Annotated in this window: 17 protein-coding genes, 4 tRNA genes and 1 pseudogene; 10 read left to right on the forward strand and 12 right to left on the reverse strand. The window is 65.4% G+C overall.

Annotation, left to right across the window (positions count from 1 at the left end; genetic code table 11):
• On the forward strand, positions 1–97 hold a 97-nt coding region (locus tag ACLPJJ_RS00270), incomplete at its 5' end, for an IS3 family transposase (RefSeq protein ID WP_443588716.1).
• A gap of 24 nt (positions 98–121) precedes the next feature.
• A pseudogene (locus ACLPJJ_RS00275) lies at positions 122–721 on the forward strand (IS3 family transposase); the annotation flags it as partial.
• A gap of 320 nt (positions 722–1,041) precedes the next feature.
• Here the strand turns inward: ACLPJJ_RS00275 and ACLPJJ_RS00280 are convergent.
• The 11 genes from ACLPJJ_RS00280 to ACLPJJ_RS00330 form a co-directional block, all read right to left on the reverse strand.
• Entirely contained in the window at positions 1,042–2,157 is a 1,116-nt protein-coding gene (locus tag ACLPJJ_RS00280; RefSeq protein ID WP_443588643.1) for a hypothetical protein, read from the reverse strand.
• A 76-nt stretch (positions 2,158–2,233) separates the two neighbouring features.
• Positions 2,234–2,470 carry a hypothetical protein gene (locus ACLPJJ_RS00285; protein WP_443588645.1) on the reverse strand — a complete coding sequence of 79 codons (237 nt, stop codon included), beginning with the start codon at positions 2,468–2,470 and terminating at the stop codon, positions 2,234–2,236.
• Positions 2,448–2,660 carry a hypothetical protein gene (locus ACLPJJ_RS00290; protein WP_443588647.1) on the reverse strand — a complete coding sequence of 71 codons (213 nt, stop codon included), beginning with the start codon at positions 2,658–2,660 and terminating at the stop codon, positions 2,448–2,450. Before ACLPJJ_RS00290 ends, ACLPJJ_RS00285 begins: the two co-directional genes overlap by 23 nt.
• Positions 2,661–2,808: 148 nt before the next feature.
• Positions 2,809–2,884, reverse strand: a tRNA-Glu gene (locus ACLPJJ_RS00295).
• 38 nt (positions 2,885–2,922) lie between these two features.
• Positions 2,923–4,692: a single-stranded-DNA-specific exonuclease RecJ gene (gene recJ, locus ACLPJJ_RS00300; RefSeq protein WP_443588717.1), complete on the reverse strand. Its 1,770-nt coding sequence runs from the start codon at positions 4,690–4,692 to the stop codon at positions 2,923–2,925.
• 55 nt (positions 4,693–4,747) lie between these two features.
• Positions 4,748–5,515: an energy transducer TonB gene (locus ACLPJJ_RS00305; protein WP_443588649.1), complete on the reverse strand. Its 768-nt coding sequence runs from the start codon at positions 5,513–5,515 to the stop codon at positions 4,748–4,750.
• Positions 5,516–5,615: 100 nt separating this feature from the next.
• Entirely contained in the window at positions 5,616–6,125 is a 510-nt protein-coding gene (locus ACLPJJ_RS00310; protein WP_443588650.1) for a hypothetical protein, read from the reverse strand.
• Positions 6,126–6,309: 184 nt separating this feature from the next.
• Positions 6,310–7,440 (reverse strand): molecular chaperone DnaJ, encoded by a 1,131-nt coding sequence (gene dnaJ, locus ACLPJJ_RS00315; protein WP_443588652.1) that lies wholly within the window; start codon positions 7,438–7,440, stop codon positions 6,310–6,312.
• A gap of 86 nt (positions 7,441–7,526) precedes the next feature.
• The gene (dnaK, locus tag ACLPJJ_RS00320) at positions 7,527–9,431 is read right to left on the reverse strand and encodes a molecular chaperone DnaK (protein ID WP_443588654.1); all 1,905 of its coding nucleotides are present in this window, start codon (positions 9,429–9,431) and stop codon (positions 7,527–7,529) included.
• A 130-nt stretch (positions 9,432–9,561) separates the two neighbouring features.
• A complete protein-coding gene (locus tag ACLPJJ_RS00325; protein ID WP_443588656.1) occupies positions 9,562–11,136 on the reverse strand; it encodes a 2-isopropylmalate synthase in 1,575 nt (524 codons plus the stop codon).
• A 205-nt stretch (positions 11,137–11,341) separates the two neighbouring features.
• Complete coding sequence (locus ACLPJJ_RS00330; protein ID WP_443588657.1) at positions 11,342–12,271, reverse strand: TrmH family RNA methyltransferase; 930 nt, start codon at positions 12,269–12,271, stop codon at positions 11,342–11,344.
• 69 nt (positions 12,272–12,340) lie between these two features.
• On the opposite strand from ACLPJJ_RS00330, the gene ACLPJJ_RS00335 reads away from it, so the two are divergent.
• The 8 genes from ACLPJJ_RS00335 (at position 12,341) to phbB (ending at position 17,223) form a co-directional block, all read left to right on the forward strand.
• Positions 12,341–12,426, forward strand: a tRNA-Tyr gene (locus ACLPJJ_RS00335).
• Between the two features lie 228 nt (positions 12,427–12,654).
• A tRNA-Gly gene (locus ACLPJJ_RS00340) sits at positions 12,655–12,728 on the forward strand.
• A 93-nt stretch (positions 12,729–12,821) separates the two neighbouring features.
• A tRNA-Trp gene (locus ACLPJJ_RS00345) sits at positions 12,822–12,898 on the forward strand.
• A 42-nt stretch (positions 12,899–12,940) separates the two neighbouring features.
• Positions 12,941–13,135, forward strand: a complete 195-nt coding sequence (gene secE, locus ACLPJJ_RS00350; protein WP_443588658.1) for a preprotein translocase subunit SecE — start codon at positions 12,941–12,943, stop codon at positions 13,133–13,135.
• Between the two features lie 11 nt (positions 13,136–13,146).
• Complete coding sequence (nusG, locus tag ACLPJJ_RS00355; RefSeq protein ID WP_443588659.1) at positions 13,147–13,677, forward strand: transcription termination/antitermination protein NusG; 531 nt, start codon at positions 13,147–13,149, stop codon at positions 13,675–13,677.
• A 60-nt stretch (positions 13,678–13,737) separates the two neighbouring features.
• Positions 13,738–14,751 (forward strand): HlyD family secretion protein, encoded by a 1,014-nt coding sequence (locus tag ACLPJJ_RS00360; protein WP_443588660.1) that lies wholly within the window; start codon positions 13,738–13,740, stop codon positions 14,749–14,751.
• Complete coding sequence (locus tag ACLPJJ_RS00365; protein WP_443588661.1) at positions 14,748–16,310, forward strand: MDR family MFS transporter; 1,563 nt, start codon at positions 14,748–14,750, stop codon at positions 16,308–16,310. Before ACLPJJ_RS00360 ends, ACLPJJ_RS00365 begins: the two co-directional genes overlap by 4 nt.
• Before the next feature lie 190 nt (positions 16,311–16,500).
• Positions 16,501–17,223, forward strand: coding sequence for an acetoacetyl-CoA reductase (phbB, locus tag ACLPJJ_RS00370; RefSeq protein ID WP_443588662.1), 723 nt, complete (start codon positions 16,501–16,503; stop codon positions 17,221–17,223).
• A gap of 69 nt (positions 17,224–17,292) precedes the next feature.
• On the opposite strand, the gene ACLPJJ_RS00375 is transcribed toward phbB, so the two are convergent.
• Complete coding sequence (locus ACLPJJ_RS00375) at positions 17,293–20,010, reverse strand: ATP-dependent DNA helicase (RefSeq protein ID WP_443588663.1); 2,718 nt, start codon at positions 20,008–20,010, stop codon at positions 17,293–17,295.
• Positions 20,011–20,106 lie beyond the last annotated feature (96 nt).

Here is a 20,106-nt window from a genome sequence, read left to right on the forward strand (position 1 = left end):
CGACTACATCGAGCGCTTCTATAACCCGAGACGACGCCATTCCAAGCTAGGCTATCTCAGCCCCATGGAATTCGAAGCCAAGGCCGTGCTAGCTTAACTTACTGTCCACGAAACCGGCAGCAGCTCACCTTGCCCGCTTGATCGCGTCAACCGCCAGTTCCGTGCCCGTGCCCGTGCCCGTGCCCGTGCCCGTGCCCGTGCCCGAACCGGCTGTGGCTGTCCGACTTCACCTATGTCGCCACCTGGGGCGGATTTGTATATGTAGCATTTGTCATTGATGCGTTCGCACGGCGGATCGTCGGCTGGCGGGTCAGCCGCACCGCCCATGCGGGATTCGTGCTCGATGCCCTGGAGCAAGCCCTGCATGAGCGCACGCCCCGTGCAGGGTGGCGGGCTCGTGCATCACTCGGACCGCGGCGTGCAGTACGTGTCCATCAAATACACCGAACGCCTGGCCGAGGCCGGCATCGAGCCCTCCGTGGGCAGCGTCGGCGACAGCTACGACAACGCCCTGGCCGAGACCATCAATGGCCTCTACAAGGCGGAACTGATCCACAGACGCGGCCCCTGGCGATCCTTTGAGGCCGTCGAGTACGCCACCCTGGAATGGGTCGATTGGTTCAACCATCGACGGCTCCTGGAGCCCATCGGCAACATGCAGCCGGCAGAAGCCGAGGAACGCTATTACGCCGCGCTAAACACGCAGCCAATGGCAGCGTGACTCAAACCAATCAGCCTCCGGGAAATCCGGGGCAGTTCAACCACTTTTACCGAACTCAAGAACAAATCGCGATCAGCCTCGTCCCTCGCGGCGGAAGGTATTGAAAAAACTGGCTTGTCGCCCAGCCTAACCACCGCCGTAAACGCTGTGTCTGCTTGTGAACGTCTGGCTTTTGTTACGACTTTTGGCGTTTGAGGTGTTTTATACCAGCCCGCCTTGATTCTGACTCTCTGTAGGGGGATTCCCAAGGATCGGTATTTCCGATTCGATAGAGGGAAACAGGCGTTGGAGCCAGAACACTAGGTGCCGAGACCTCCACATCACAGATGCACGAACGGAAGCACGATTTCCAACCCGATCAGCACCACCACGAGGATTTCCAGAAGCTCTCCCCGTGCGCTCGAGGCTTCGTCATGCAAAGCCGCATAGGTATCGCGGATGATCGCCAGCTTTCGGTCCACGGCAGCACCTACAGCGTGCACGCGGAACAGGTCCAGTGCGGCGGCATAGATGCGGGCTAGATACACGTCGCCGGTGGCCTGCAAGGCGTTGTCGAGTTTTTCTGTGAGTTCCGTCACCTCCGCGACCAGCGTGTACAGGCGGCGGGCCAAGGTGGAGAAACGGCGCGGAGCGAGCATGACATTGGTGCGGCGCACGTCGTTGATCAAGTCATACATACGCGGCAGCTCGGCGTCCAGGAGCTCATCATAGTAGCGGGTTTCCAAAAGCCGTGCGTTCGCGACTTCCAGAACGTCCATCACGTCGGCGTCGCCGCGCGGCTCGTAGATGAAGGCGCGGGCCCAGGTCAGCACCACCAGATCGTCGGTGTAGTAAGAGAAGCGCTGACGCATCAAGTCCAGGCGTGCGCCCTCCGAGAGCGGGCGCTGGTCGCCGGAGAGTAGCGGCACCAGGTCGATGCGCTCAAGCAATGTGGCAGCCGCCAGCTCCTCATCGAAACCGTGCACCAGGCCGATGAGATAGTCTTCCTCGATCGGCGACAGGGCAGGGCGGAGCAGCGCCGGTGCCAACAGGCCGCGCACATGCCGTAGCAGGTCAGCCCAGATGGTGGTGCCAGAGGCTTGCCCGACTGCGCGGTCCACAGCGCGGAACTGGGTCAAGAACAGCGGCCAGTGCACCTCCTTGATAGGCACGCGTAACGCAAAGGAAATGGCGCCGAAATCATAGACGCGCGCCGTCACCTCCGCGGCAATTTTTGCGCCCTCCAGTTCCAGCGTGACCGGATCAAGCGGCAGCGCCACTGGTGGCACGCCGAACGCCATTGCCTTGGGCGGCGTGGTGGTCAGCCGGCCTCGGTGGGCGGCGCGGGCTTGGCTGGCCCACAACGCCTCCACCTGCTTCAGGTCGATTTCATGGGCGATACCAAACATTCGGAACGCAACGATCGCGCCGTCGCGGATGATCAGGTCAGGCGGCATTGGATCTCCAAGGACGGTGACGACGCACGCAGCGAAGCCCGGTCTGCGTCGTCATGTCAACGGCGGCGGGCTTGGCTCATGGCAGCCGCCATAAATGCCGCAAACACACAGGCGGCTTTACGCTGAGCGCAAATAGCTGCCCTTCGTCCGGGCTGAGATCTTGCCCGTACCCAGCCCCGACCTTTCCTGTCGAATGACCAAAAATCTTGTCCGCCAGCTCATCGCCAATGTTGCTCGCCCAGAGCATCTGCCGGAAGCTATGCCGCAGCGAATAGAGCACGACCTGCAGGTCATTGCTGACCGTGGCATTCAAATACTGGTTCAACCATTTCGACCATGCGCGGCGGTTCTTGGCTCAGCGCCGGGCTGAACAAGGGTGTGCCACTGGCGGCTTGCTTCTTCGCCCAGTCGAGCAGCCCCATCTTGATCAGGTCCGGCAGGATTGGAACCAGCCGTGGCGCGGCGCTCGTCTTGCGTCCGCCGGCAATGGCCGCGATATCCAACGGCACCCACACCCGGAAATAGTACCTGCTGCCCCGCCTTTCGACGTACGAACAACCCGACATATGGCTTCCCGCTATGACACAAAGCTATGTCACATTCGCGGGACGACACCAAAAATATCTAGCGATATCAATATGTTGGAAGTGATGGCGTCCCCAAGGGGATTCGAACCCCTGTTACCGCCGTGAGAGGGCGGTGTCCTAGGCCTCTAGACGATGGGGACTAAAGGTGGACGCCTGCTACGCTGCTCCGCGTGATCAGTCAAGCGGGGGCGGCGTCGGTAATGAAAAAACCAGCCGAAACACGGCCCTGCCAGCTTTCTGCGCGCAGATATCCAGCCAGGTGCAGCGGTGCGCCGCCTGCGCGGTCCAGGGCTTCGGCCAGCGGGCCATCCTTGGCGCGGAACAGCAGCGCTTTCAGCCGCCCGCCGCCTTCGCCCTCGACCATGGCGCGAATCGTGCCACCATCCTTGCCGATGCGGTCGGACTTCACCACCCGCGCGCGCGGCAGCACGAAGAGCGGCTCTGTATTGCCGGTGCCGAAGGGGCCCAGCCTGGCCACCATCTGCGCCAGAGCCGCGTCGGCTCCGGCCACGCCCAGCACGCCGTCCAGCATCAGCTCGGCCGTGGCGGGCAATTCGGCGGCCTTGGCCAAGCGGGCGCTCAGGAACTCGTGCAACTCGCCCAGCGCCGTCTCGGGTGCCGAGAACCCCGCCGCCATGGCATGGCCGCCGCCGGTGGCCAGGAGCCCGCTCTGCCGCGCCGCGATGACCGCTGCGCCGAGGTCGATGCCGGGAACCGAGCGGCCTGAGCCCTTGGCCATGCCCTCGGTAATGCCGGCGACGAGGGCAGGGCGGTTGAACTTCTCCTTCACCCGGCCCGCGACAATGCCGACCACGCCCGGGTGCCACCCCTCCTGCGCGAGCAGGATAACCCCGTGCCCGGCCTCGACCTGCGCCTGGGCCTGGGCCATGGCGTCGGAGGTAATGCCAGCCTCCACCGCTTGGCGTTGGCGGTTCACCACGTCCAACGCCTGGGCCAGCTCGGCGGCCAGAGCCTCGTCCTCGGCCAGCAGCAGGCGCAGCCCCATATCGGCCTCGGCAATGCGGCCGGAGGCGTTGATGCGCGGCCCCAGGGCGAAGCCGCAATGCATGGCGTTCGGCGCCTCGGTAAGCTTGGCGACATCCAGCAGTGCCGCGATGCCCGGCCGGGACCGGCGCGCCATCACCCGCAGGCCTTGCGTCACGAAGGCGCGGTTGAGCCCGGTCAGCGGCATCACGTCGCACACTGTTGCCAGCGCCACCAAGTCCAGGAACTCGCGCAGATCCGGTTCCGGCCGGCTCTCGAAGAAGCCGCGCTTGCGCAGGCTGCGAAGCAGCGCCACGCAGGCGATGAAGGTGACGGCGGCGGCGCAGATATTGTGCAGGCCGGAGGTGCAGTCGAGCCGGTTCGGGTTCGCCGTGGCGCGGATCGGCGGCGGCGGACCCTCGGATTTATGGTGGTCGAACACCAGAATGTCGGCGGCGTTGTGCAACGGTGCGAAGGCCGCATGAGCCGCCGTGCCGCAATCCACGCAGATCAGCAGCCGCGCACCGCGCTCCACCATGCCGCGCAGGGCGTTGGTGTTGGGGCCGTAGCCTTCCAGTATGCGGTCCGGCACATGGTACACCACGTTGCAGCCGAGCTGGCGCAGCAATGTGACGAGCAGGGCCGCGCTGCAGGCGCCATCCACGTCGTAATCGCCGAACACGCCGATGGTCTCGCCATCCATTATCGCATCGGCGAGGCGCGCGGCGGCGGCGTCCATGTCCACGATGCTGGACGGGTCGGGCAGCATGGCCCGCAATGTGGGGTCGAGGAAATCGGGGACATGCTCGGCGCTCACGCCCCGTGCGGCGAGCAGGCGGCCCATCAACTCGGGCATGCCCAGCTGCTGTGCAAGTCCTTGCCCCACCCGCTCCTCATGGCGAGTGCGCCACACCCAGCGCTTGCCCGTGAGGCTCTGCGTTATCCCAAAGGCGTGGTCATCCATCATCCCCCGCTTCAATCGGAGATGCCGAGTCGAGGCAAGCTTTTGCAGCGATCTCTTATGGCACGAGCTGATAATGCACCGTGTAGTCCACGGTCACATGGTCGTCCTTGGCGTCCGCTGGGAAGGGCGGCAGCTGGTTGTCGGAGAACAGCAGTTCCCAGGCCTGGTCCAGGAAGGTGGAGTCCGCCGAGCGCAGCAGGCGCAGCCCGGTCACATGGCCGTTGCGGTCCACGGTGAATTCCACCTCCGCGGTCCCCTGCTGGTTCTGTGCGATCGCGGCCTGCGGGTAATAGGCGTGCTCGCTCACCCATTTGGTGAGTGCTGCGTCCCAGTCCGATCCGGCATCGCCATGCACAGCGAAATCCGCACCGGTGACGGCCTGTGTGTCGTTTTGCGGAAGGCTGAGATTCATTGCCCGGCCATGCGTGGGGGCGGGCGCCGCGCTGGCCGAGGGGCTGCCATAGGACATGTCGTTCATCACGATATAGCGCTGCGGCGGGGCAGGGCGGGGGTGCGGGCGGGGCTGCGGCGGCGTGGGCTGCGGCTTCGGCGCGCTGGGTAGCGAGGCCAGCGGGTTCTCCGGCATGTTGAGATTCACCTCGGCCTGGGTCTGCGGCGTGGGAGGCGGTGGTGGTGGCGGCGGGGTGGCAGGCGTTTCGGCCTGCTGGGGCTGGCCCTGCCGCACGATGGGCGGCGCAGTACTTTCTGGGCTGCCGCCATTCTCGAACACCACTGACACACCGGGCGGGCTCTGCTCCTCCTGCACCGGGGGACGGGTGCGGACGAACAGCACGATGCAGAGCGCCAGCACGTGCAACAGCAACGCGGCACCCCAGGCCCAGGGGTGCCAGCGCGGGCGGCCTTCCGGCGCGGCCAGGCGATCGCCTGCCGCGAAATCGGCTATGTCGGACGAGGCGCTGGCCTCAATAAGGAGCGTAGTAAGCGGGCGGAGGCGGGGCTGCGTAATATCCCTGGGCCGATGCGTAAGGACCTTGCTGAATCGTCTCGCCATTTCCCACCATGCACTGTGCATAGGCCACGTCATAGCGGCCTTGGAGGGAATCCGCAGTAGCCTGGGCGTTATTACCTGCCACGGAGGCGCCGCCAAGCAAACCGGCCCCCGCGCCCACGGCGGCACCAGCCCCCACATTGCCAGCCAGCGAGCCCAGCCCGGCACCGACGGCGGCGCCGAGCAGCGTGCCTGCCACGGCCGTTTTGGCAGAGTTGTTTTGCGTGTCGGCCGACACCTGGCCAGAATTGGAGATCCGCGACTGCGCGTAGTTGCGGCAGTTGTAGTCATCCTCCTGGAACTGCGGCCAGCTCTTGCCCGGGGCAGGCATGGCCACCACGGTAGGTCCGCTCGGCGGCGCCACGCTGCAGGCGCCCAGCGCCAACAGCGGCAGCATGGCGAGGCCCAGAATGTCCTTTCTCATTGTCGTACTCCTGCGTGCTGTGCACAGCCTTGTCTTGGCACCGACATTAAGTCCCGGGGCGGCACGCCGCAACGCAAACCTCCCCAGGTCTTACAATTCGTATCCAAAACTTAAGTAACGCCGGATTACGGCAATAAAATGCCAGTTCGTGACGGCCACCGGAGTAGACTTGTGGAGCAGCCGTTCAGTTCCGTCCCTCGAAGAAGTCCTTCACCTTGGCGAAGAAGCCCTCATGCTCCGGGCTGCCGGCTTTGTGGCCGTGCGCCTCGCGCGCGAACTCCTCCAGCAACTCGCGCTGGCGGCGGGTGAGGTTCTGCGGCGTCTCCACGGCGACCTGGATATACATGTCGCCGCGCTGCGTGCTGCGCAGCACGGAGAAGCCCTTGCCGCGCAAGCGGAACTGGTCGCCCGACTGCGTGCCAGCCGGGATCTTCACCTTGGAAGCCGTGCCGTCGATGGTCGGCACCTCGATCTCGCCGCCCAGCGCCGCCTGCGTCATCAGCAGGGGCACGCGGCAGAAGATGTTGGCGCCGTCGCGCTGGAAGATGGGGTGCGGACGGACGGAGACATGCACGTACAGATCGCCCGGCGGTGCGCCGCGGGCTCCTGCCTCGCCCTCGCCGGAGAGGCGGATGCGCGTGCCGTCTTCCACGCCGGCCGGGATCTGCACAGCCAGCGTCTTCTCGCGTGGCACGGTGCCGGCGCCGACGCATACCCGGCACGGGTTGCGCACCACGCGGCCGGAGCCGCCGCAGGTGGGGCAGGTGCGCTCGACCAGGAAGAAGCCCTGTTGCGCGCGGATGCGCCCGGCGCCGCCGCAGGTGCCGCAGCTTTCCGAGCCGCTCTTGTCAGCCGAGCCGGAACCGCCGCAGGCATCGCAGGTCATGCGGGTGGTCACGCGCACATTCGCCTTGGTGCCGGTGAAGGCTTCCTTCAGGTCGATCTCGACGGCGGCCTTGATGTCCGCGCCCGATTGCGAACCACCGCTGCGGCGCCCGCCGCCGCCGAACATCTGCTCGAAGATATCGCCGAGCCCGCCCTCGAAGCCGAAGCCGCCGCCCATGCCGCCACCCGCGCCCATGCCGCCATTCTCGAAGGCGGCGTGGCCGAAGCGGTCATAGGCGCCGCGCTTCTGGTCATCCTTGAGGACGTCGTAGGCCTCGTTGATTTCCTTGAATTTCTCTTCCGCTTTCGCATCACCGGGGTTGCGGTCCGGGTGATACTGCATGGCCAGCTTGCGGTAAGCCTTCTTCAATTCATCGGCGCTGGCGCCGCGCTCAACCCCGAGCGTGGCGTAGTAGTCCTGTTTGGCCATGGCGGCGCTATGTTCCTAACTCTGCGAATCGAAAAAAATCCCGGGGCGAACCCCGGGATTTTCATGTGTTGATTTGAAACCCGGGATCAAGCGGATTTGTTCTTGTCGTCGACGTCTTCGAAGTCGGCGTCGACCACCTTCTCACCGGCCGGTCCGGCTTCGGCGCCTGGCGCCGCGCCAGCCTGCGCTTCAGTCTTGTACAGCGCCTCGCCGACCTTCATCGCCACCTGGGTCAGCTTGTCGCCGGCGGCCTTCACCGTCTCGGCGCTGCCGCTTTCCAGGGCGCTCTTGGCTTCGGCGATCGCGGCCTCGGCCTCGGCCTTGTCCGCCGCCGCCACCTTGTCGCCCGCGTCCTTCAGGGTCTTCTCGACCTGATTGACCAGGCCTTCGGTGTGGTTGCGGGTTTCCACCGCCTCGCGCCGGGCTTTGTCGGCCGCCGCGTTCTCTTCCGCATCGCGCACCATGCGCTCGATATCGGCATCGGAGAGACCGCCAGAAGCCTGGATGCGGATCTGCTGCTCCTTGCCGGTCGCCTTGTCCTTGGCGGAGACCGACACGATGCCGTTGGCGTCGATGTCGAAGGTCACCTCGATCTGCGGCACGCCACGGGGCGCCGCAGGAATGCCCTGCAGGTCGAAATTGCCGAGCAGCTTGTTGTCCGCGGCCATCTCGCGCTCGCCCTGGAAGACCTTGATGGTCACGGCCGTCTGGCCGTCCTCGGCGGTGGAGAAAGTCTGGCTCTTCTTGGTCGGGATGGTGGTATTGCGGTCGATCAGGCGGGTGAACACGCCGCCCAGCGTCTCGATGCCCAAGCTGAGCGGGGTGACGTCGAGCAGCAGCACGTCCTTCACGTCGCCGCGGAGCACGGCGCCCTGAATGGCGGCGCCGATGGCGACCACCTCATCCGGGTTCACGTTGCGGGCCGGCTCCTTGCCGAAGAAGGTCTTCACCGCCTCGATGACCTTCGGCATGCGGGTCATGCCGCCGACCAGGATCACCTCGTTGATCTCGCCTGCGGTCACGCCGGCATCCTTCAGCGCCGCGCGGCACGGGGCGAGGGTCCGCTCGATCAGGTCCTCGACCAGCGATTCCAGCTTGGCGCGGGTCAGCTTCAGCACGAGATGTTTTGGTCCAGAAGCGTCCGCCGTGATGAAGGGCAGGTTGATCTCGGTCTCCTTGGAGGAGGAGAGTTCGATCTTCGCCTTCTCCGCGGCTTCCTTCAGGCGCTGCAGGGCGAGCTTGTCCCGGCGCAGGTCGATGCCCTGGTCCTTTTTGAACTCGTCAGCCAGGTAATCGATGATCCGCTGGTCGAAATCCTCACCGCCGAGGAAGGTGTCGCCGTTGGTGGACTTCACCTCGAACACGCCATCACCCAGCTCGAGCACGGAGATGTCGAACGTACCGCCGCCGAGGTCATACACCGCGATGGTGCCGGCGTTCTTCTTGTCCATGCCGTAGGCGAGCGCCGCAGCGGTGGGCTCGTTGATGATGCGCAGCACGTCGAGGCCCGCGATCTTGCCGGCATCCTTGGTCGCCTGGCGCTGGGCGTCGTTGAAGTAGGCCGGCACGGTGATCACCGCCTGGGTCACGGTCTCGCCGAGATACGCCTCGGCGGTCTCCTTCATTTTGGTGAGGATGTAGGAGCTGATCTGGCTCGGCGAATATTTCTCGCCTTTCGCCTCGACCCACGCATCGCCGTTATCGCCGCGCGCGATGGTATAGGGAACCAGCCCCTTGTCCTTGGTCACGGTCGGGTCGTCGTAGCGGCGGCCGATCAGGCGCTTGACGGCGAACAGGGTATTGGTCGGGTTGGTGACGGCCTGGCGCTTGGCGCTCTGGCCTACGAGACGCTCGCCGGAATCGGCAAAAGCCACCATCGACGGGGTGGTGCGGGCGCCCTCGGCATTTTCAATGACGCGGACATCCTTGCCTTCCATGACGGCGACGCAGGAATTGGTGGTACCCAGGTCGATACCGATCACTTTACTCATATGTTTTCGCTCCTTTGCAGCGGATCGCGCCAGCCCGAAGCACCGGGGCGATCCCTTTGAACAATGCCCAATATGTATTCAAACCCCCCGCCGGACACAAGGGTCTTGTGGCGCCCGGCGGGGAGGCCTCTTAAGCAGACAGGGCTTCCGGCGCGGTGCGGGCGCGCTTGGTGATCAGCTTGTTCAGCGCATGGATATAGGCGCGCACGGCGGCCACGATGGTGTCCGTGTCCGCGCCCTGGCCGTCCACGGTCTTGCCGTCTTCCTCCAGGCGCACGGTGCAGCGGGCCTGGGCGTCGGTGCCCTCGGTCACGGCGCCCACCGAGAACAGCTGCAGCGCCGCCGTGTGCGGGAAGATGGCGTGGATGGCGTTGAAGGCCGCGTCCACCGGGCCGTCGCCGCGCTCGTCGGCAACCTTTTTCTCGCCGTCGATCTCCAGCTCCAGCAAAGCGCGGGGCTTGGCCTTGGAACCAGCCCAGACTTCCAGCGACACAAACTTAATGCGCTGATGGCCACGCACCACCTCGTCATCGACCAGGGCCACGATGTCCTCGTCGTAGACGATCTTCTTGCGGTCGGCCAAATCCTTGAAGCGATTGAAGGCGTCGTTCAGCGCGTTGTCGCCCAGGTCGCCATAGCCCAGCGCGCTCAGCTTGTCGCGGAAGGCGGCACGGCCGGAATGCTTGCCCATCACCAGAGAGGTCTTCTGCCAGCCCACCGATTCGGGGGTCATGATCTCGTAGGTGGCGGCGTTCTTCAGCATGCCGTCCTGGTGGATGCCCGATTCGTGCGCGAAGGCGTTGCGCCCGACGATGGCCTTGTTCGGCTGCACGTCGAACCCGGTGATGGTGGACAGCAGCTTCGAGGTGCGCAGGATGCGCGTGGTCTCGATGTTGTGGTGGTAGGGGTTGGCGTCCGGGCGGGTGCGGATGGCCATCACCACCTCTTCCAGCGAGGCATTGCCCGCGCGCTCGCCGATGCCGTTGATGGTGCACTCGATCTGCCGCGCCCCGCCGCGCACGGCGGCCAGGGTGTTGGCCACGGCCAGGCCCAGATCGTTATGGCAATGCGCGGACAGGATCACCCGGTCCGCCCCCGGCACGCGCTGGCGCACGGTGGAGAAGATGCGCAGCATGTCCTCGGGCACGGCATAGCCCACCGTGTCGGGGATGTTGATGGTGGTGGCGCCAGCCTTGATGGCGGCTTCCACGCAGCGGCACAGGAAGTCGATATCCGTGCGGGTGCCGTCCTCGGCCGACCACTCAACGTCATCGGTGAAGCTGCGCGCCAGGGTAACGGAGGAGGTGACATGCTCCAGGACCGTCTCCGGCTCCATGCGCAGCTTGTACTTCATGTGCAGCGGGGAAGTGCTGATGAAGGTGTGGATGCGCTTGCGCTCGGCGGCGCGGATGGCCTCGCCGGCGCGGGTGATGTCGTTGACGGCGGCGCGGGCCAGGCCGGTGATGACCGGGCCCTTGATGCTCTCCGCGATGCGGGTCACCGATTCGAAGTCGCCGGGCGAGGCGGCGGGGAAGCCGGCCTCCATCACGTCCACGCCCAGCGCGGCCAGAGCCTCGGCCATGCGCAGCTTCTCGTCGATGTTCATCGAGAAGCCGGGGGACTGCTCGCCGTCGCGCAGCGTGGTGTCGAAGATGATGACGCGCTTGTCGTCCATCGCGCCGAAATTGGGGTGGTTTATGGTCATGTTTCTGCTCTTCCGTACAAATGCCGTTGCGGTGGTGGTGGGCATTCCCCTGAGCGGCGGCGGCGTTTTAAACGCGCGAAAGGGACTTAACGCTCAGGGGCGGATAAGTCGAAGGAGCAGCCCAGCAAGGGTGGGGGCATAAGCCATGGCCCGGAAATTAGGAGAATTTCTTACCCGGCGCAAGAAGTTTGCCGGGTCTTGCTCCTCATGGCGCGCGGGTCAGCTCGTACAAGGCGACGGCCCCGGCGGCGGAGACGTTCAGGCTCTCCATCCCGCCCGGCATCGCCAGGGCGCAGACTTCGTCGCAGGTCTCGCGCGTCAGGCGGCGCATGCCCTCGCCCTCGCTGCCCAGCACCAGCGCCACTCGCCTTCCGGCGAAATCCTCGCTGCGAAGGCGGCTGGGAGAATGGCCGTCCAGCCCCACCACCCAGACATCGGCGGATTTCAACGCGATCAGCGCGCGCGCGATGTTAACGATTCGCAGCAGCGGGATCGTCTCCAGCGCGCCGGAGGCCGCTTTTGCCAGCGCGCCGGTTTCCTCCGGGGCGTTGCGGTCCTGGGTGATGACGGCGCAGGCGCCGAAGGCCTGGGCCGTGCGCATCAGCGCGCCGACATTGCGTGGATCAAAAATCTGGTCGAGCACCAGAATCGGGCCGGGACGCTTCAGCGCGTCCAGCAGGGCAGGGGCGGTGAGCTGGTCGGTGAGCAGGGCGATGCCCTGGTGCACGATGCCCGAGCCGGGCCGGGCGCCGAGCAGCGCGTCGATTCGGTCGCGCGGGGTGATCTCGGGCTGGATCGGCCATGGCTGCGGGCATTCCGCCGCCAGCGCGGCCTGCGCCTCTTCGGTAATCACGAGTCGGCGGAAGCGCCGCTGCGGGTTCTTCAGTGCCGCGCCCACCGCATGGGTGCCATACAGCCATACCGCCCCGGCCGGGGTGGCGGCTTGGCCGCGGCTTCCCCCGCGTCCGTGTTCGCCGCGCGGCGGGCGGGCGCCTTGCGGGTGCTCGGGCTTTTGCTCGCCGCGTCCGGCCAAGCTCAAGCGGTTATCTCCGCCCTGTGCCGGGCGGCCGGAAATCGGGCGGTTCTGGTCGCCTTGGCGGCCGAATTTGCCGCGGGGAGGGCGGTTCTGGGTCATGGGCTTTCACTATATCTCCACCCTTGCGTTGACAACCAAGCCAGTTTCAGAGAAATGAGCAGCCCATACGGAAGGGTGCCCGAGTGGCTAAAGGGGACGGACTGTAAATCCGTTGGCGTGCGCCTACGTTGGTTCGAATCCAACCCCTTCCACCAAAACCATTCCAAAATGCTACTAGGCTGGCAGTCTGACGCGCATTTTCTGCGCTCCGGTGCTCGCGTACATTAAGTACGCTCCGCTCCGGTGCTCGAAACTGCACGCCAGCCGACTCAGCCTAGCGCATTTTGGAATGGTTTTGGCCGAACGCCTCAAATACATGGGGTTTACTCGCCCACCGGTATTGTCCTAACCATGGGCTGCCCGGCAACGGGTAGTGCTTGCACGCGGGTGTAGCTCAACGGTAGAGTCCCAGCCTTCCAAGCTGGTTGTGCGGGTTCGATTCCCGTCACCCGCTCCATTTTGCCAGACGCAAAACGTCAGGCTAAAGGGTGCAAACACTTGACAGCGGACGCGCCAGAGTGTGGAAGGCGCTTTCCGTGCTGGTACGGATAGGGGCGTAGCTCAATTGGTTAGAGCGCCGGTCTCCAAAACCGGAGGTTGAGAGTTCGAGACCCTCCGCCCCTGCCATCCCTTCCCAGCACATCATTCGCTGTTTCTCGGAGTTTGGTTTTGGCGTTCAACCTGGTGAAATTTGCGCGCGATGTGCGTGCCGAGGCGGCGAAAACCACCTGGCCCTCGCGCAAGGAGACCCTGCAGACCACGGGGCTCGTGCTTGCCATGGTGATCGTCACGGCCCTGTTTTTCCTGACCGTTGATCAGATCATCGGCGCTGTCATGCGCGCGCTGTTCGGCGTCGGAAGTTAAGGAATTTTTTGATGGCCAAGCGCTGGTACGTCCTGCACGTCTATTCGGGTTTCGAGAAGAAGATCTCGCAGCAGATCAAGGAACAGGCTGATCTGAAGGGGCTCGCTGATCATATCGGCGAGATCGTGGTGCCGACCGAGGAAGTGACCGAGGTGCGCCGCGCGCAGAAGGTGAACACCGAGCGCAAGTTCTTCCCCGGCTATGTGCTTATCCACATGGACATGACGGATGACGCCTGGCACCTGGTGAAGGACGTGCCGAAGGTTACCGGCTTCCTGGGCTCCCGCAACAAGCCGAGCCCGATCACGGACTCCGAGGCCGAGCGCATCATGAAGCAGCAGCTGGAAGGCACGGAAACGCGCCGCCCCGCCGTGATCTTCGAGATCGGCGAGCAGGTCCGCGTGTCGGACGGCCCGTTCACCAGCTTCAACGGCGTGATCGAAGAGGTGGACGAGGAGAAGGGCCGCGTGAAGGTCATGGTCTCCATTTTCGGCCGCCCCACGCCGGTGGACCTGGAATACGCCCAGGTCGAGAAGCTCTGACGCACTTGTAATCTCCGCCGCGTCCCTTACGTTCCGCCTTAATAAGGGGAGAGGGACAAAGTGGCTGACGTGAATTCATCCAAGAAACCGCCGCGCTGGGCTCTGTTCGGCGCGGCTGTTGTTAATGCCATTGCACTCCTGTCCTGGATCGCGAGTTACCTGTTGGTCGGGCAGTATCTCGTCAGCACCGATGACGCTTATCTTGCCGCCGATTCCAGCCTGATCGCCGCCAAGGTCGGCGGCTATGTCACCGAGGTCGCGATCGATAACGGCCAGGCGGTCAAGCCGGGCCAGCTTCTCGTAGTCATCGACCCGCGCGACTACCAGAACGCCCTGGCCGCGGCCAAGGCGGAAGCCGCCAATGAAGAGGCGGCGCTGGTCCTGCAACAGGCGAAAATCGCCGCGGCCAAGGCGGCAGTACAGGGCGATATAGCGCGCCTAGCCTTCGCCGAACGCAACCAGATGCGTTACGCCAGCCTCTCCGCCAAGGGCGCCAGCCCGGAGCAGGAGACCGAGCAGGCCACCACCGACCTTGCCGCCGCCCGCGCCCAGCTTGATGCCGATAACGCCAATCTTCAGGCCGCCATAGCCGAGGTGGAGGTGCTGAACGCCGCCCTGGCCCGTGCCAAGGCAGAGGCGGCGCAGGCGGCGCTGGACCTGACCCATGCCGAGATTCGCGCCCCGATGGCGGGCATCGTCGGCAACAAGAGCGTCTCGGTCGGCGATTATCTGCAGCCAGGCACGCAGATCATGGCCATCGTGCCGCTTGCTCAGGTCTATGTGCTGGCCAATTACAAGGAGACCCAGATCACCCACATGGTCCCCGGCCAGAAGGTGACGGTGCATGTCGATGGCTTCCCCAGCCTGGACGTGCGGGGCTATGTCGATGCTATCTACCCTGCTTCGGGGCAGACCTTCGCCCTGCTGCCGCCAGATAACGCTACCGGCAACTTCACCAAGATCGTGCAGCGCGTGCCGGTGAAGATCCTGCTCGACCTGACGCCGGATGAAATTGGCAAGCTGCGGCCCGGCATGTCGGTGGAGCCGGAAATCGACACGCGCAGCCAGCCGTGACGGCGCCCGAGAAAGTCCCGCTGCGCAACATTGTCGCCGTGGCGGGCGGGCTGATCGGCGCGTTCATGGCGGTGCTCAACATCCAGGTGGTGAATACCTCGCTGCCCGACATCCAGGGCGGCATCGGTGCCGGGCTCGATGACGGCGGTTGGATCTCCACCGCCTACCTGATCGGTGAGATCGTCGTCATCCCGCTCTCGGGCTGGCTGACCACGGTGTTCTCGCTGCGCCGCTACCTCATCGCGAATACGGCATTGTTCCTGCTGTTTTCGGCCGCCTGCGGCCTGGTCACCACCTTCCCCGAGATGGTGGCGCTGCGCGCCCTGCAGGGGTTCGCGGGCGGCGTGCTCATCCCGCTCGGCCTGCTCTGTGTCATGACGCTGTTGCCTGAGCGGACCCGCCCCGTCGGCTTCGCCGTGTTCGCGCTCTCGGCCACCTTCGCCCCGGCCATAGGCCCCACCATTGGCGGCGCGATCACCGACCTCTACGGCTGGCGCTATATCTTCTTCCTCAACCTGGTTCCCGGGGCGCTTATGCTCAGCGCTCTCGTCTGGGGGCTGAAGCCCGCGCCTATGCAGCTGGAGAAATTCTGGCAGGGGGACTGGCTCGGCGTCATCACCATGAGCGTCGGGCTGAGCACGCTGCAGGTGGTGCTGGAGGAGGGCAACAAGGATGACTGGTTCGGCTCGCCGCTCATCCTGCGGCTTTCCATCGTCTCCGCCATCTCGCTAGTCGCCTTCCTGGTGCAGGAACTGCGCCCCGGCAACAAGGCGCCGCTGGTGAATCTGTATCTGTTCACCCGGCGCAATTTTGCCTTCTCCAGCATCGCCAACTCCATGCTCGGCTTCGTGCTGTACTCGGCAGTGTATCTTATCCCGCTCTACCTCGCGGTGGTGCATGGCTACAGCGCGGAGCAGGCTGGCTTGGTCATGGCCTGGATCGGCCTGCCGCAACTCCTCATCATCCCGTTCAGCCCGTATCTGATGCGCCGGATCGACCCGCGCCTGCTGCTCGGGGCGGGGCTCCTGCTGTTCACCATCAGCTCGTTCATGAACATGAACCTGGGGCCGGACGATAGCGGGCCGCAGATGCTCGTGCCCAATCTCATCCGCGCGATCGGCCAGGCGTTGGTATTCCCGTCGATGACACTCATCGCCACGGCGGGGATTCCGCTGAAGGATGCCGGGTCCGCCTCGGTCCTGTTTAACATGCTGCGCAACCTGGGCGGGGCCATCGGCATCGCCGTGGTGCAGACCTTCCTCACCAACCGCGAGAAGTTCCACTCGGCGATCATCACCCCCGACATCAGCCTGCTCAATCCCGCGACACAGCAGCGCCTCCAAATGTTGCAGAATTATTTCATGGCGCATGGGATGAATGACCCCAGTGCGGCGCAGGCCCAGGCGGTTCAGCTGCTCGGCGTTACGGTGCGCCTGCAGGCGGATTATTTCGCCTATGGCGATGCCTTCGCCCTGCTGGGCGCGGCCATGCTCGTCTCCATCGCCGCCACGGCATGTCTGCAAAAGGTCACCGGCCACGCGGCGCCCGGGGGGCACTAACCACCGGCGGAATTGTGGCGGCGGCTTGATCTACGTCATTTCATAAAACTGTTTTAAATTGAAAACAGTGCGCACTAGATTGGATGCGGCACTTGTGGATAGTTTCACATTGCTGGATAGTTTCACATTGCGGCTTATAACCGGCCGCGATTCAGTCTAGCGTCGTGAAAACCCTGGAGGAACACTTAATATGTCTCGCGTAGCATTGGTCACCGGCGGCACTCGTGGAATTGGCGCGGCTATCAGCATCGCCCTCAAAGAGGCGGGCCGCACCGTCATCGCCAGCTATGCTGGCAACACCGCCGCGGCTGAGGCCTTCACCAACGAAACCGGGATCGAATCGATCAAGTTTGACGCCGGCAATTATGAAGAATCTGTTGCGGCGGTGAACGACATCACCGCCCGCCACGGCGCCATCGAGATCCTGATCAATAACGCTGGCATCACCCGCGACTCCGTGCTCGGCAGGATGACCCGCGACATGTGGGATGCGGTGATCGATACGAATCTCGGCTCCTGCTTCAACCTGTGCAAGGCCACGTTCGATGGCATGAAGGCGAAGAAGTTCGGCCGCATCGTCAATATCGGCTCGATCAACGGCCAGGCCGGCCAGTACGGCCAGGTGAACTATGCCGCCGCCAAATCCGGCATCCATGGCTTCACCAAGGCCCTGGCGCAGGAAGGCGCGCGCTACGCCATCACGGTGAACGCCGTCGCGCCTGGTTATGTCGATACCGACATGGTGCGCGCCGTGCCGCCCGACGTGCTGGAGAAGATCATTGCCAAGATCCCCCGCGGCCGTCTTGGCACCGCCCATGACATCGCCCGCGGCGTGGCGTTCCTCACCGCCGACGACGCGGATTTCATTACGGGCTCCACCCTCTCCATCAACGGCGGCCAGCACATGTACTAATCCCGGGCGGGGTAGCCTGGGATACGGAAAGGCCAAGGGGCACTGCCCCCTGGCCTTTTTTATTGGCTGCTATCCCTCCTGGCTCAGGAACCTGCGGATGCCGGTGATGGCCTCCGCAAGACCGGAGCGGATGATGGGCGCGTGTTCGGGGAAGGCGGAGAACAGGCGCGAGGGCACCTGCCGGTCCATCAGCACGAACACGCCCCGGTCGTCGGCCCGGCGGATGAGGCGGCCGAAGGCTTGGCGCAGGCGCAGGCGCACGATGGCGTCGTCGTAGTCCTTGGGTGCGCCGTGGGAGAGATGCGCGCGGCGGGTGCGGTGCAGGATGTCCGGGCGCGGCCAGGGCGTGCGCTCGAACACCACCAGGCGCAGCGCGTTGCCGGGGATGTCCACGCCGTCGCGCATGGCATCGGTGCCGAGCAGGCAGGAATGTTCCTCGGCGCGGAAGATGTCGACCAAGGTGGCGTTGTCCATCGCGTCCACATGCTGGGCGTAGAGCGGGATGCCGGCATCCTCCAGCTTCGGCGCGATGCGCGCATGCACGGCCTTGAGGCGCGAGATGGCGGTGAACAGCCCCAAGCCCCCGCCGCCCGCGGCCTGGAATAGCGCCTGATACGCCCCGGCGAGCGCGCCGATATCCTGCGTGTTCACATCCGAGACCAGCACGATGCGCGTGCGCTCGGCATAGTCGAACGGTGAGTCGAACGCCGCGCGGATGGCGGGCGCGGCGAGATGCACGGCCCCGGTGCGGGCCTCGGCATTCTCCCAGGCGGTTTCCGTATCGGTGCCGTCGCGCAGCGTGGCGGAGGTGATGAGCAGCCCGTGCGCCGGGGCGGCGATGCTCTGGATGAAGGCTTCCGTCGGGTCCAGCATATGCGAGAGCAGCGCGACATCGCGGTCGGTCCCGGCCTCGCGGTCCAGGCGCAGGAACTCGATGCGCGCCGGGCGTTCGCCGGGGGCGGGTTCGGCGGCCAGCCCGTCGAGGATGCGCCGCCAAGCGGCGAGCGGGTCGATGCCCCGGCGTTTCAGGCCACGGGCGATGCCCTCCAGACGCTGGCGGGTGGTTTCCTCGATGTCCGGCTCAGTCTCCAGCCGCTCCAGCATATGCTCGCGCAACGTCACAAGGGGAGTGCGCAACTGCTCCAGCGCCTGCGAGAGGGCCTGTGCTGCCGGGAGGATGTCCGGGTTCAGCGGGTGCAGATCAGCCTCGAACCCGGCTGCGCCATTCAGCTCGTTCTCGGTGGCGCGGGCACGGAGCTGGACGCGCAACGCGCGCAGCAGCGCCTCCGCAGGGTTTTTATCCGGCTCCAGCTCCGGGTCGAGCCGCGTGGAGAACATCGGCGCGGGAAGGGATTTCGCGGCCTTCAGCGCTGCGTCGACGTATTTCAGCGTCTTGTCGTCGGTGGCGGTGATGTCCTCCAGCCGCCGGGCCAGCCCACGGGCGCGCGAGCGCGTGCCCTCGGCGCCGAGCAGCCAGCGCCGTAGCTCGGCCATGGCGGTGCCGGAAAGCTCCACCGAGAACGCGCTGTCCGCCGCGTCGAAAATGTGGTGGCCTTCGTCGAACACGTAGCGGGTTGGCACGTAGTCGTCATCCAGCCCGCCCCACACGGCCTGGGCCATCACCAGCGCGTGGTTGGCGATGACGAGGTCCGCCTCGCGGGCGTTGCGGACGACGCGCTCGATCACGCAGGTGGAGAAATGCGGGCAGGCGGCATGGATGCATTCGCCGCGCCGGTCGGCGATCTGCGCGAGTAGCGCGCCGCCAAAGAGTTCGGCGAACCAGCCGGGCAGGTCGCCGCCGAACAGGTCGCCATCGGCGCTGGCCATGGCCCAGCGGGCGATCAGTCCGAGCGGGGTGGCGTAGCGCTCTACGCCGCTCGCATCCTCGAAATTCAGCAGGCAGAGATAATTCTCCCGCCCCTTGCGCAGCACCACCTTGGTGCCGGCGGGCAGGCGGCTTGCCTCCTGCTCGATCTGCCGCTGCAAATGCCGTGTGTAGGTGGAGATCCACACCGCGCCCTTGTTCTGCTCGGCCCAGAGCGAGGCAGGGGCAAGGTAGCCGAACGTCTTGCCCGTGCCGGTGCCGGCCTCGGCAATGACGACATGCGGGCTCCCCTCCGCCAGCCGCGGGGCGAAGGCTTCCGACACGGCGGAGGCGTAGTCGGCCTGGGCCGGGCGCTGTTCTGCGCCGGGGCCAAGCAGGGTGGCGAGCCGGGCGCGGGCCTGGGCCGAGGTGACAGCGAAGGCGGATGGTGGCGGGCGGGGGGCGACTTCCTCCCATTTCGGCAGGCGCTTGCCCAGCCGCATCGCCATGCCGTCCGGCCTTGCATCGGGCTGGCCCAAAGCCGCCAGCACATAGGGCGCCCAGCCCCAGCCTGCAGCCCCCATGCGCGTGGCAAGGCCAGGGGCGTCGCGGTTGGCCGGGGTGTTCTTGCCCGCGGCCAGCCGTGCGAGCAGCGCCTCGGCCATGTCCGCCAGGGCTAAGGCGGCGGAGTCCAGGCTGTGCGGCACGTCCATGTCCAGCGCGCGGGCGAGTCCGGCGGGGGTGGGGGCCAGCGTTTCCGCCGGGCAGATGAAGGCGAACAGCTCCAGCAGGTCCAGCACCTGGATGGCCGGGTTGCCGAGGCGTTTCAGTGTCGCCGGGCCATGCACCACCAGGGCCGTGGCCTCGCCGAGCTGGCGCGCCACGCCGCCTTGCTTCACCGGCGCGACCACGCCATCCACCCCCAGGATGACGGCGCGGCCGTGACCGGCGACCAGAGCGGGCATGGACGGAAGAATCGGCATACCTGGCTGTTATACGGCGCTGTTCACGCTTTGTCTCGTCTGCTGAACGCAGGCCCTGTTGCGGGCGTGCAAATCCGGTTCTAGAGCAGGCGCATC

It is taken from the genome of Acidocella sp. (genome assembly GCF_052326845.1).
Lineage (GTDB): Bacteria > Pseudomonadota > Alphaproteobacteria > Acetobacterales > Acetobacteraceae > Acidocella.